The sequence below is a fragment of the Stenotrophomonas sp. SAU14A_NAIMI4_5 genome (genome assembly GCF_003086795.1).
In the GTDB taxonomy this organism is placed as follows: Bacteria; Pseudomonadota; Gammaproteobacteria; order Xanthomonadales; family Xanthomonadaceae; genus Stenotrophomonas.
On the sequence record NZ_CP026003.1, the window covers coordinates 2,936,881 to 2,949,081 of the forward strand.

Here is a 12,201-nt window from a genome sequence, read left to right on the forward strand (position 1 = left end):
GGTAGGTATCAGGCGCCGGCGGTGATGATGCGATGCACGGCGTCGGTGTAGCGCTGCAGCTGGTCCAGCGTCACGAACTCATCGGCGGTGTGCGCCTGGGCGATGTCGCCCGGGCCGAACACCATCGTGGTGTAGCCACCGGCCGAGAACAGCGAGGCCTCGGTCCAGAAGTCCACCGCGTTGCCGATCGGCAGCTCCAGCGCATCGGCCACGTCGCGCGCCAGCAGGCGGCGGTTTTCGGCTTCGGCGATGTCACCGGCCGGCAGGCTGGGGCCACGGAAGGTTTCGGTGAACAGCGCAGCGTCCGGTTCGGCAAAACCGGCGAAGGTGGCCAGCAGCGCATCGATGTCCATCGACGGCAACGGGCGGAAGCCGAAACGCACTTCCGCGGCCGGGGCGATCATGTTGGCCTTGATGCCCCCCTCGACGCGACCGATGTTGAAGCGCAGGCCGGTGAGGCCGCCGAAACGCGCCGAGGCCAGCGATTCCACATGATCCAGCGCGCGGTTGCCCCAGCGCATGGCCTGGTGCAATGCACTGGCCGCCGCATCCTGCTTGCCCGAGGCATGGCCGGCGCGGCCAGCGAACTGCATCAGCACCGAGCTGATGCCACGGTGGGCCAGCACGGCCTCGCTCATGGTCGGCTCGGCCACCAGCACTGCTTCGTACGGCAGGCCACGGGCCAGGAACGCGGCGATGCAGCGCGGGTCGTTGGCTTCCTCGTCGCTGGAGAACAGGAACGCGGCGTCGCCATCGCTGGCGTTGGCCGCGGCCACCAGCGCAGCGGCCGCGCCCTTGATGTCACACACGCCGAGGCCGACCACGCGGTCGTCCAGGCGGCGCATCACGTGCGGGTCGGCACTCCAGTGCGGCGAGTCCGGCACGGTATCCAGGTGCACGTTGAACAGGTACTTCGGCGTACCGCGCACGGCATACAGGCTGACCGCACCGGCACCGTGGTCGATCACCTCGACGTTGAACCCGGGCAGGTTCGCGCGCAGGTAATCGAAGATGCCACCGGTGGTGATCGCACGCGGCGGGTTGCGGGTGTCGAAGGACACCAGGGCCTGCAGGTGATCGAGCGTCTGTTCAAGCATGAATCAACAATCCTGGTAGTGCCGGCCGCTGGCCGGCAACGATGTCGGTGGTGAATGCCGGCCAGCGGCCGGCACTACCGTCACAGGTCAACCGCGGTTCACCTGTGCATACAGGGTGGAGCTCATGCCGAACAGCTTGATGAAGCCTTCGGCCTCTTCCACGCCCCAGTCGGCCGACTGCGCGTAGGTGGCACCCTTGGTGTTGAGCAGGTGCGGCGACTTCACGGCCACCGCGTCGACGCGGCCACCACGGGTTTCCAGCACCACTTCACCGTTGACCTTGGCCTGCGAGGACTGCAGGAAAGCCTCGATGTCGGTCTTCAGCGGGTCGTGGTAGAAGCCTTCGTACACCAGCTCCACCCACTTGCGTGCCACGTCCGGCTTGAAGCGGTTCTGCTGCTTGGTCAGCACGGCATCTTCCAGCGCGCGGTGCGCGGCCAGCAGCGAGACCAGACCCGGGGCCTCGAACACGATGCGGCCCTTCAGGCCGATCACGGTGTCACCGGTGTAGACGCCACGGCCGACGCCGTACGGGGCGAACAGCTTGTTGAGCTGGGCCAGGATCTGGTCGCCCGGCAGTGCCTTGCCGTCCAGTTCGACGGCTTCGCCTTCGACGAACTTCAGGGTCACGGTCAGGGCCTGTTCCGGCCACTCGCTGCGCGGTGCGCACCAGCCGCGGGCACCCTCGCCCGGGGCTTCCCAACGGTCGATCTCGCCGCCGGACATGGTCAGGCCCAGCAGGTTCTCGTTGATGGTGTAGGCCTGCTGCTTGGCGCGCACGCCGAAGCCGCGCTCTTCCAGGTACTTCTGCTCGTAGGCGCGGGTCTGGGTGTGTTCCTTCTGGATCTCGCGGATCGGCGCGATGATCTGGTAGTCACCCAGGGCCTTCACGGCCAGGTCGAAGCGGACCTGGTCGTTGCCCATGCCGGTGCAGCCGTGGGCGATGATGTTGGTGCCCAGTTCGGCGGCACGCTTCAGCGCGGCATCGACGATCAGGTAACGGTCGGAGACCAGCAGCGGGTACTGGCCCTGGTAGCCTTCGCCGGCCCACACGAACGGCTTGACGAAGCCTTCCCAGATGGCCGGGCCACCGTTGACCGTCTGGTGGCTGGCCACGCCCAGCTCGGCGGCACGCTTCTCGATGAAATCGCGCTCCTCATCATCCACGCCGCCGGTATCGGCGAACACGGTATGCACGTTGTAGCCGCGCTCCTGCAGGTAGGGCACGCAGAAGCTGGTATCCAGGCCGCCGGAGAAGGCGAGAACGACGTCTTTGTTGCTCATGGGAATCAGGTCCACTTGGGGGGATGGGAATTCGGTAGAGCCGACCGTTGGTCGGCTGGAATGTTGAATGCGCCGCGGGGGGAGCAGCCGACCAACGGTCGGCTCTACCCTTGTTTGAATCAGCGCCCGGCAACCGCAGCCATGATCGCCTTCTGCACGTGCAGGCGGTTCTCGGCTTCGTTGATGGCAATGCACTGCGGCGAATCCATCACGCCGTCGGTGGCCTTCACGTTGCGGCGCAGCGGCAGGCAGTGGCTGAACACACCGTTGTTGGTCAGCGCCATCTTGCGTTCGTCGACGATGAAGTGCTTGAACTGGTCGCGGATCGGCTTTTCCGGCTCCCAATTGCCGAAGAACGGCAGCGCGCCCCAGCTCTTGGCGTAGACCACGTCGGCACCGGCGTAGGCGCTGTCGATGTCATGGCTGATCTTCAGCGAACCGCCGCTCTCGGCGACGTTCTGCTCGGCCCAGCCCATGTAGCGGTCGTCGAGGATGTAGTCGGCGGTCGGGCACAGCAGGGTCACGTCCATGCCCATGCGGGTGGCGATGGTCAGCGCCGAGTTGGCCACGGCGGTGTTCAGCGGCTTGGGGTGGTAGGTCCAGGTCAGCACGTACTTCTTGCCGCGCAGATCCTGGGTGCCGAAGTGTTCCTGCAGCGCCATCACGTGGGCCAGTTCCTGGCACGGGTGGGTGATGGTCTCCATGTTGATGACCGGCACCGGCGAGTACTTGGCGAAGCTGTTGAGGACGATGTCCTGGCGGTCGTACGCCCAGTCCTGAAACTTGGGGAACGCACGCACGGCGATGATGTCGCAGTAGCGGCCCAGCACCTTGGCCACTTCCGCGATGTGCTCTTCCGTGTCGCCGTCCATCACCGTGCCGAGGTTGAACTCGATCGGCCACGCATCCTTGCCCGGCTGCAGCACCACCGCGTGGGCGCCGAGCTGGAACGCGCCCAGTTCGAAGCTGGTGCGGGTGCGCATGGACGGGTTGAAGAACACCAGCGCGATCGACTTGCCCTTGAGCTGGTCGCCGAGCTTGTTGCGCTTGAACAGCGCGGCCTGGGTCAGCAGCGCGTCAAGATCGCTGCGGCTCCAGTCCTGGGTGTTCAGGAAGTGCTTGGGGGACATCATCTTTCCTTGCGTGGCGGCGCCGGTGGTTCGACGCGGTGGAAGGGAGAACAGGGAAACAGGGTGGGACGAAAAAGTTGCAGATGAAGCTTTCGGAACATGCATTTTTGAAGCGCGGAAACGAAAAAACCCAGCCGGGAGGCTGGGTTTTCATCGGACGAACAGCAGAAAGCTCCGGTTACCCAGCGAGGATGTGGGGTTCCGGTCGACGGGCACGCGACGTCATGCCAGTGGCCTGGCGGGCGGCGCTGCTGTCGTGCTGGAAGTCGGTGAGCTTCATGGTCGATTATCTTTGCATGGGGGCGGGGTCGGCGCAAGACCCTGCGGCCAGGCAGATCAGGGGGTACCGGCGGTGGCCTGTTCCGGGCCCACCCACGGGGTGATCGAGACCCGGACCTTCAGACGGTTGCCGGGGTCTTCCGGCAGCCGCGAGCGGTACTTGGTGCCCTTGTAGACGTAGTCCACGTCATAGGCGATGGGCCGGCGGAACTCACGCCCGACCGGCACGATCTTGCAGTCGCGGGTCAGCATGGGGCCGTTGTTGGCCGGGGCCGGGGTCGGATTCTCGGCGGCCACCTCCTGGGCGGCCTCCTCGTCGCTGCGCTTGAACATCGAGCGCACCGAGTCCCAGAAGCGGCCGATCCGGCCCTTGTCTTCCACCGGCTCCTCGCCGGTCACGTTGACCGGGGCCAGGGTGCGGGTCGAGATCGGCTCGCAGTGCTCCTCGGTCCGGGTCGCGCGCAGGGTCTGGAACACAGGCTCGACGTTCAGCACCTGGGCGTAGTCGAACTTCACGTTCTCCACGATCACCACGCGGTTGCGGGGTTCGGCCTCCTGGGCCTGGACCACGACCGGCGCCGCCGACAGGCAGGCCAGGGTCAGCAACGCGGTGGATTTCATTGGCGATGGAAGAAAGGGCACGGCGATAGTGTAGGCAGTGACGACCGGCAGGGGCTGAACATTACCCGTCCGCGCAGTTCCTGCCCACCCCTCGGCGCCCCCCCTGCCCCGCCCGGCGGCCGTCGGCCATCCCCCCATTGGGGCCCGACACGTTCTAAAATCACAGGCTTGTCCCCCAGCCACAGCCCCATGACCCTGCGCCTGCACAACAACCTGACTCGCCAGCTCGAACCGTTCACCCCGATCGACCCGGCCTGTCCGACCCTGTATGTGTGCGGCCCGACGGTCTACAACTACGTGCACATCGGCAACGCCCGTGGCCCGGTGGTGTTCGGGGTGCTGGCCGACCTGCTGCGGCGCCGTTTCGGTGGCCTGCGCTACGCGCGCAACATCACCGACGTGGACGACAAGATCAACAACGCCGCGCGTGAGCAGGGCGTGCCGATCAGCACCATCACCGACAAGTTCGCCGCCGCCTACCGTGAAGACATGGCCGCGCTGGGCGTGGTGCCGCCGGACATCGAGCCGGAGGTGACCGCGCACATGCCGCAGATCATCACCATGATCGAGCAGCTCATCGCCAACGGGCATGCCTACGCCGCCGAGGGCCACGTGCTGTTCGCGGTGGCCAGCTTCGACGGCTACGGCAAGCTGTCGCGCCGTGATCCGGAGGAAATGCTGGCCGGTGCCCGCGTCGAGGTGGCCCCGTACAAGCGCGATGCCGGCGATTTCGTGCTGTGGAAGCCGTCCAGCGACGACCTGCCCGGCTGGGAATCGCCGTGGGGCCGTGGCCGCCCGGGGTGGCACATCGAATGCTCGGCGATGGCCGCCGCCCACCTGGGCGAGACCATCGACATCCATGCCGGTGGCGTGGACCTGCAGTTCCCGCACCACGAGAACGAGATCGCGCAGAGCGAATGCGCCCACGGCGGCAGGATCTTCGCCCGCTTCTGGATGCACAACGGCATGCTCAACTTCGGCGGCGCCAAGATGAGCAAGTCGCTGGGCAACATCGAACGCGTGCACGATCTGGTGCGCCAGCACCCGCCCGAGGCGCTGCGCCTGGCCCTGCTGTCAGCCCACTACCGGCAGCCGCTGGACTGGTCCGACGCACTCATCGAACAGTCCGCGCGCACCCTGGACCGCCTGTACGGCACCCTGCGCGACCTGGCCGACGTCACCGCCACGGCGGCGATCCCGGCGGCCGTCGAGGCGACCCTGGACGACGACCTGAACACCCCGCAGGCGCTGGCCGAAGTGGCCCGCATCGCCGGTGAGGCGCGCCGCGCCACCGACCCGGCCGAACGCGCGCGCCTGAAGGGCGAACTGCTCGGCGCCGGCCTGGCCCTGGGCCTGCTGCAGGCCGAACCGGCGCAGTGGTTCGGCACCGCGGCCAGCGAAGGCGACGACGATGCGCGCATCCAGGCGCTCATCGACGAGCGTGCCGCCGCCAAGCAGGCCCGTGATTTCGCCCGCTCCGACGCCATCCGCGACCAGCTGGCCGCCGAGGGCATCGTTCTGGAAGACACCCCGCAGGGCGTGCGCTGGGTGCGAAAGCGCGCCTGACCCGCCCTGCCCCGTGGCCGGCGCGTCCGGACACGCCCCCACTGTAGAGACCGTTGTGACCGACTCCCCGTTCCCGCTTGAACCCACCGCCGCCGAAGCCCAGGCCGCCATCGCCGAGGAATTCGCCTTCTTCGGCGACTGGTCCGAGCGCTACCAGTACCTGATCGACCTCGGCCGCAAGCTGCCGGCCTTCCCCGATGCATGGAAGACCGAAGAACACCGCCTGCTCGGCTGCCAGTCGATGGTCTGGATCGTGCCCGAGGGCAACGCGCAGTCGCTGCGCTTCCACGCCATCAGTGATTCGGCCATCGTCTCCGGCCTGATCTTCCTGGCCCTGCGCGTGTATTCCGGGCGCTCGGCGCAGGAGATCCTGGACACTGAACCGAGCTACATCCAGGACATCGGCCTGGCCCGCCACCTGTCGCCCACCCGCAGCAACGGCGTGGCGGCCATGCTGGCCTTCATCCGCGAGACCGCGCAGGCCCAGCTGCAGCGCGAACAGCCGTGACCGCGGCCGCCACCAGAGACGAAGGCGCGCTGGCCCTGCTGGGCCGGCCGGGCTTTGCCAAGCTGCTGGCCTACCGCATCTTCGCGATGCTGTCCTACCAGGTGGTGGCCGTCACCGTCGGCTGGCACATCTACGAAGTCACCCGCAATCCGTTCTCGCTGGGCCTGGTCGGCCTGGCCGAGGTACTGCCGTTCTTCTGCGTGGCGCCGTTTGCCGGCTACCTGGTCGACCACCTGCCGCGGCGTCGGCTGGGTATGGTCGCCTGCGCCGGCCTGGTCGCCACCGCGGTGGTGCTGACCGGCGTGGCCACCGGCTGGCTGCCGTTCCAGGGCGTGTGGCCGATCTATGCCGCCATCGCGCTGACCGGCATGGTCCGCGCCTTCCTGTCGCCCATCTACAACGCGCTGTTTGCCCGCGTGCTGGAGCGCAGCCAGTTCGCCCGCGGCGCCGGCCTGGGCAGCGTGGTGTTCCAGTCGGGCATGGTGGTCGGCCCGGCGCTGGGCGGCATCCTGGTCGGCTGGGGCGGCAAGGGCCTGTCCTATGGCGTGGCCACCGCCTTCGCGGTAGTGGCGATGGGCTGCCTGGCCACGCTGAAGGTGAGCGAACCGGTGCACGACGGCCCGGCCGCACCGATCTTCAAGAGCATCGCCGAGGGCGCCCGCTTCGTCGTCGGCAACCGCATCATGGTCGGCGCGATGGCGCTGGACATGTTCTCCGTACTGCTGGGCGGCGTGGTGGCGATGCTGCCGGCCTTCCTGCAGGAGATCCTGCACTACGGCCCCGAGGGCCTGGGCATCCTGCGCGCGGCACCGGCGCTGGGCTCGATCGCGGTCGGCCTGTGGCTGGCCCGCCACCCGCTGCAGAAGAACGCTGGCCGCGTGCTGCTGTTCGCCGTGGCCGGTTTCGGCCTGTGCGTGGTCAGCTTCGGCCTGTCCCAGCACTTCTGGCTGTCGGCGCTGATCCTGCTGTTCTACGGGGCCTTCGACGGCGTCTCGGTGGTGGTGCGGTCGACCATCCTGCAGCTGGCCACGCCCGAGGAAATGCGCGGGCGGGTGTCGTCGATCAACGGCATCTTCATCAGCTCGTCCAACGAGCTGGGCGCGTTCTACGCGGGCACGATGGCCAAGCTGCTGGGCCTCGTGCCAGCAGTGGTGCTGGGCGGGTTCGCGGTGCTGAGCGTGGCCGGGATCACCGCGTGGAAGAACCCGACGCTGCGGAAGTTGAATCTGCGCGACCTGCAGTGATTCTGTAGAGCCGAGCCGATGCTCGGCTGCGCATTTCCGTGCGCCCACGCACCGGTAGCGCCGGGCCGCGCCCGGCGGACTCTTTCCGCGACCGCGGTGGGGTGTAACTTTCTTTGCTCGTGCACCGCACTGCAGGAGCAGTGCGGAACGGCGAAGCCGGCCCGAAGGGTGGCGCACAGGGATGTGCGCCATCAAGAAAGTCACCAAAGAAACACGCCGCCATCCGCGAGCCGGCGCTGCGCACCGGTGTCCTGCGCTCCTCGGCGAATCAGGGAACGGCGCGAAGAGCCAGCCGACTGGCAGTCGGCTCTACAGGATAGAGCCGCCTCTTCGCCCCTGATTCCCCTGCGGTGCTCGGCTCGCTACAAGGCGGACCCAAGTCAACGGCCACAGCCGCCCGCCCCAGCCACGGTCGCGCACCACCAATCACCCAACAAAAAACCCGGCCGAGGCCGGGTTTTTCGCATGACCAGACAACGCTCTGGAATCAGTCGCCCTGCTGCTTCTGCAGGTGCTCCCAACGCTCCTGGGCGTCGATGGTGCGCTCGGCGGTCAGGCGCGCCTCGAGGCGCTCCAGGCCGATTTCTTCGCCGGTGTCGACGCAGTAACCGTAGTCGCCGGCTTCCAGGCGCTTCAGGGTGCTGTCGATCTTGCCGATCAGCTTGCGGTAACGGTCGCGGGTACGCAGTTCCAGCGAGTTCTCGGTCTCGCGGGTCGCGCGCTCGGCTTCGTCGCCGATGTCACGCACTTCCTCGCGCAGGTTCTCGATGGTCTGCTTGGATTCTTCCACCAGATCGGCGCGCCAGTTCTGCAGGCGCTGGCGGAAGTATTCCTGCTGCAGCGGGCTCATGTACTCCTCTTCCGAGCCGGGCTTGTAGCCGGTCGGCAGGATCGGGCGGCCGGTGGCCTCGTCGGTCTTGTATTCGACGACCTTGTACTTGCTGCGCGGGGCCGGCGCCGCCGAACGGGCGGCCACAGCCACGGCGACCTTGCCCACGGGGCGCGACACGGTCTTCGGAGCGGGATCAGGTTTCACGGCGGTTTTCACGGCGGTCTTGGCAGGCGATTTCGAAACGGGCACGGGATTCTTGGATTGCGGGGCGGTCGATGCTGCAGGGGTGGCGGCCGGGGCCGGCTTGGGGGCCGGTTTGGCTGCTGCCACTGCCGCGGTCTTGGCCGGGACAGACTTGGCCGGAGCTGCCTTGGCGGCGGGCTTCGGTGCGGTTTTCACTACCGGGGCCGGGGCCGGCTTGGCAGCCGGCTTGGCGACATTCTTGGTGGCTTTCTTTACAGCGGCAGGCGTGGCGGCGGGTTTAGCCGGTGCAGCCTTCTTCGCCGCCGGCTTGGCGACCGGCTTGGCCGCGGCCTTCTTGGCCACCGGCTTCGGCGCGGGCTTGGCGACAGCCTTCTTCGGTGCCGGCTTGGCGACGGCCTTCTTGGCCGGTGCGGCCTTGCTGGCTGCCTTCTTCACCACCGGCGCCTTCTTGCTGGCTGCCGCGGGCTTGGCCTTGGCCGGCGCAGCGGCCTTCTTCGCCGCTGGCTTGCTGGCCTTGGCCGGCGATTTCGTTGCGGTGGCCTTCCTGGCCGCCGGTTGCGAGGATGCTGCCTTGGCGGCCGTCTTGCTGGCCGGCTTCTTGGCAACAGGCTTGGCCGCCAACTTCTTCACAACAGGCTTGGCGGTTTTCTTGGCGGCCTCGACGGCCTTCTTTGCAGTTTTTTTAGCAGCCACGAAACGCTCTTCCTTGGATTCCCCGGGGCCCGGGAAAGCGGGCCTTTATAGCCTACCCGACCCGCAGCAGCAACCTTGGGGGCCTGCTCCATTCAGTCCTGGAGCCAGCGGCCCAGAGTGTCGGTCCGACGAACATGGACCGCCCTGCGCGGTACGGAACCTGGCCGGCACCCCACGGTGCCGGTACCGGTCGCAGGCCATGGGCGACATGCGACCAACGGCCCATCCTGCACAAATGCGGGCTTCATGCCAACTGGCATAAGATGACTGGGTGATCTCGCGCCTGCTCATTGCCCTGCTGCGCTTCTACAAGCGCTTCATCAGCCCCCTGCTGGGGCCGCGCTGCCGTTTCGTGCCGAGCTGTTCTGAATACGCCATGGACGCCATCTCGATGCACGGTCCGCTGCGTGGCAGCTGGCTGGCCGCGCGCCGCCTCGGCCGCTGCCACCCGTTCCATCCCGGCGGCTTCGACCCGGTGCCCGAATCGCCCAACGCCCCCTCTTGCCGTTGCACAGGAAAACACTGACATGTCCTCCACCCTCATCACCAATGCCCGCATGGTCAACGAAGGCCGCACCTTCGACGGCGACCTGCGCATCGAGAACGGCCGCATCGCGCAGATCGGCAGTGGCCTGGCCCCGCGCGACGGAGAACAGGTGGTGGACGCAGCCGGTCGCTGGCTGCTGCCCGGCATGATCGATGACCAGGTGCACTTCCGCGAACCGGGCCTGACCCACAAGGGTGACATCGCCAGCGAATCGGCCGCGGCCGTGGCCGGTGGCCTGACCAGCTTCATGGACATGCCCAACACCAACCCGCCGACGCTGGATTCGACCATCCTGGAAGCCAAGTACGAACTCGCGCGCGGCCGCGCCTGGGCCAACTACGGCTTCTACCACGGCGCCAGCAACGACAACCTGGAAGCGATCCGCGCGCTCGACCCGAAGAAGGCACCGGGCGTGAAGGTGTTCATGGGCGCCTCCACCGGCAACATGCTGGTGGACAACCCGGAGACGCTGGACGCGATCTTCCGCGAATGCCCGACCCCGATCATCACGCACTGCGAAGACACGCCGATGATCGATGCCAACCTCAAGGCCTTCCAGGAGAAGTACGGTGACGCGCTGACCCCGGACATGCACCCGGACATCCGTTCGCGCGAGGCCTGCATCAAGTCCACCCGCCTGGCGATGTCGCTGGCGCGCAAGCACGGCACCCGTCTGCACGTGCTGCACATCTCCACCGCCGACGAGCTGGCGCTGTTCGAGAAGGGCCCGCTGATCCGCGCCGACGGCAGCCGCAAGCAGATCACCGCCGAAACCTGCGTGCACTTCCTGCACTTCGCGCGCCCGGATTACGCGACCAAGGGCAACCTGATCAAGTGCAACCCGGCCATCAAGGAAGTCGCCGACCGCGAGGCGATCACCGCCGCGCTGGCCGATGACGTGCTGGACGTGCTGGCCACCGACCACGCGCCGCACACCTGGGAAGAGAAGCAGAAGCCGTACGCGCAGGCACCGTCCGGCCTGCCGCTGGTGCAGTACGCACTGGTGGCCGCGCTGGAGCGCGTGCACGAAGGCAAGCTGACCCGCGAGCAGGTGGTGCAGAAGTTCGCCCACGCCCCGGCGCAGCTGTTCGACGTGGAAGAACGTGGCTTCCTGCGCGAAGGCTACTTCGCCGACCTGGTGCTGGTGGAGGACGTGCCGTTCACCGTCAAGCGCGAGGACGTGCTGTCCAAGTGCGGCTGGTCGCCGTTCGAAGGCACCACCTTCCGTTCGCGCGTGGCCTCGACCTGGGTCAACGGCCAGCGGGTGTGGGACGGCAGCAACCTGGTGGGCGAACCGGCCGGCCAGCGCATGACCTACGACCGCTGATGCGTCCGGCACTTCTGTTCGGGGCGCTGCTGCTGGCCGTGCCCCTGTTCACCGCACCGGCCGCCCAGGCGCAGGATGGCATCGGCAGCCTGATCGACAGCCGCGTGGTGTTCCCGGCCAGCGCGTCGCAGGGCGCGCTGGTGATCGGCAAGGTGCCCGCCGGTAGCCGCGTGCAGTACGCCGGCCGCCAGCTGCGGGTGAGTGGCTACGGCAGCGTGGTGTTCGGCATCGGCCGTGATGAAAAGGGTCCGCTGCAGGTACAGGTGCAGCGACCCGATGGGGGCAGCGAAACCGCCACCATCACCGTTACGCCGCGCGACTGGCCGACCGAGCGCGTCAATGGCGTGCCGCCGAAGACGGTCAACCCGCCGCCGGCGATTGCCGAACGGATCAAGCGCGAACAGGCGCAGGTGACCGCCGCGCGCGCCCGCGATGACGACCGCACTGACTTCACCCAGACCTTCATCTGGCCGGTGCAGGGCCGCATCAGCGGCCGCTTCGGCAATGCACGCGTGTACAACGGCCAGCCCGGCGCCGGCCATTCCGGCATGGACATCGCCGTGCCCACCGGCACGCCGGTGAAGGCACCGGCCGCCGGCGTGGTGACCTTCGCCGGCCCGGACCTGTACCTGACCGGCGGCACCCTGCTGATCGACCACGGTTACGGCGTCAGCTCGAACTTCCTGCACCTGTCGCGCATCGACGTGAAGGTCGGCGACCGGGTGACCCAGGGCCAGGTGATCGCCGCCGTCGGCGCCACCGGTCGTGCCACCGGTCCACACCTGCACTGGGGCATGAACTGGTTCGACACCCGCATCGATCCGTTGCTGGTGCTGGAACGCAAGTAACGCACGCGCATCGTCGCCGGG

At 67.7% G+C, this 12,201-nt stretch carries 11 protein-coding genes; 6 read left to right on the forward strand and 5 right to left on the reverse strand.

Annotation, left to right across the window (positions count from 1 at the left end; genetic code table 11):
* Positions 1-8: 8 nt before the first annotated feature.
* The 4 genes from C1925_RS13715 to C1925_RS13730 form a co-directional block, all read right to left on the reverse strand.
* Positions 9-1,097, reverse strand: coding sequence for an acetylornithine deacetylase (locus C1925_RS13715; RefSeq protein ID WP_108769374.1), 1,089 nt, complete (start codon positions 1,095-1,097; stop codon positions 9-11).
* 87 nt (positions 1,098-1,184) lie between these two features.
* Positions 1,185-2,381, reverse strand: coding sequence for an argininosuccinate synthase (locus C1925_RS13720; protein WP_108769375.1), 1,197 nt, complete (start codon positions 2,379-2,381; stop codon positions 1,185-1,187).
* A 119-nt stretch (positions 2,382-2,500) separates the two neighbouring features.
* Positions 2,501-3,511: an N-acetylornithine carbamoyltransferase gene (locus tag C1925_RS13725; protein WP_108769376.1), complete on the reverse strand. Its 1,011-nt coding sequence runs from the start codon at positions 3,509-3,511 to the stop codon at positions 2,501-2,503.
* A 336-nt stretch (positions 3,512-3,847) separates the two neighbouring features.
* A complete protein-coding gene (locus tag C1925_RS13730) occupies positions 3,848-4,411 on the reverse strand; it encodes a hypothetical protein (RefSeq protein WP_108769377.1) in 564 nt (187 codons plus the stop codon).
* Between the two features lie 189 nt (positions 4,412-4,600).
* Here C1925_RS13730 and cysS point away from each other — a divergent pair, with 189 nt between their 5' ends.
* The 3 genes from cysS to C1925_RS13745 are packed head-to-tail and all read left to right on the forward strand — an operon-like array spanning position 4,601 to position 7,729.
* The gene (gene cysS / locus C1925_RS13735) at positions 4,601-5,977 is read left to right on the forward strand and encodes a cysteine--tRNA ligase (RefSeq protein ID WP_108769378.1); all 1,377 of its coding nucleotides are present in this window, start codon (positions 4,601-4,603) and stop codon (positions 5,975-5,977) included.
* Between the two features lie 55 nt (positions 5,978-6,032).
* Positions 6,033-6,485, forward strand: a complete 453-nt coding sequence (locus C1925_RS13740) for a SufE family protein (protein WP_108769379.1) — start codon at positions 6,033-6,035, stop codon at positions 6,483-6,485.
* Positions 6,482-7,729: an MFS transporter gene (locus C1925_RS13745; RefSeq protein ID WP_108769380.1), complete on the forward strand. Its 1,248-nt coding sequence runs from the start codon at positions 6,482-6,484 to the stop codon at positions 7,727-7,729. Before C1925_RS13740 ends, C1925_RS13745 begins: the two co-directional genes overlap by 4 nt.
* Before the next feature lie 487 nt (positions 7,730-8,216).
* Here C1925_RS13745 and dksA read toward each other — a convergent pair whose 3' ends face one another.
* The gene (gene dksA / locus C1925_RS13750) at positions 8,217-9,458 is read right to left on the reverse strand and encodes an RNA polymerase-binding protein DksA (protein ID WP_108769381.1); all 1,242 of its coding nucleotides are present in this window, start codon (positions 9,456-9,458) and stop codon (positions 8,217-8,219) included.
* A 271-nt stretch (positions 9,459-9,729) separates the two neighbouring features.
* Here dksA and yidD point away from each other — a divergent pair, with 271 nt between their 5' ends.
* The 3 genes from yidD to C1925_RS13765 are packed head-to-tail and all read left to right on the forward strand — an operon-like array spanning position 9,730 to position 12,180.
* Positions 9,730-9,984 carry a membrane protein insertion efficiency factor YidD gene (yidD, locus tag C1925_RS13755; RefSeq protein ID WP_108747043.1) on the forward strand — a complete coding sequence of 85 codons (255 nt, stop codon included), beginning with the start codon at positions 9,730-9,732 and terminating at the stop codon, positions 9,982-9,984.
* Between the two features lies 1 nt (position 9,985).
* The gene (locus C1925_RS13760; RefSeq protein WP_108769382.1) at positions 9,986-11,332 is read left to right on the forward strand and encodes a dihydroorotase; all 1,347 of its coding nucleotides are present in this window, start codon (positions 9,986-9,988) and stop codon (positions 11,330-11,332) included.
* Positions 11,332-12,180: a M23 family metallopeptidase gene (locus tag C1925_RS13765; protein WP_174213510.1), complete on the forward strand. Its 849-nt coding sequence runs from the start codon at positions 11,332-11,334 to the stop codon at positions 12,178-12,180. Before C1925_RS13760 ends, C1925_RS13765 begins: the two co-directional genes overlap by 1 nt.
* Positions 12,181-12,201 lie beyond the last annotated feature (21 nt).

Bases quoted from the DNA above. Each gene is read 5' to 3' on its own strand.
- C1925_RS13715 (WP_108769374.1), bottom strand. From the start codon at position 1,097: ATGCTTGAACAGACGCTCGATCACCTGCAGGCCCTGGTGTCCTTCGAC.
- C1925_RS13720 (WP_108769375.1), bottom strand. From the start codon at position 2,381: ATGAGCAACAAAGACGTCGTTCTCGCCTTCTCCGGCGGCCTGGATACC.
- C1925_RS13725 (WP_108769376.1), bottom strand. From the start codon at position 3,511: ATGTCCCCCAAGCACTTCCTGAACACCCAGGACTGGAGCCGCAGCGAT.
- C1925_RS13730 (WP_108769377.1), bottom strand. From the start codon at position 4,411: ATGAAATCCACCGCGTTGCTGACCCTGGCCTGCCTGTCGGCGGCGCCG.
- cysS (WP_108769378.1), top strand. From the start codon at position 4,601: ATGACCCTGCGCCTGCACAACAACCTGACTCGCCAGCTCGAACCGTTC.
- C1925_RS13760 (WP_108769382.1), top strand. From the start codon at position 9,986: ATGTCCTCCACCCTCATCACCAATGCCCGCATGGTCAACGAAGGCCGC.
- C1925_RS13765 (WP_174213510.1), top strand. From the start codon at position 11,332: ATGCGTCCGGCACTTCTGTTCGGGGCGCTGCTGCTGGCCGTGCCCCTG.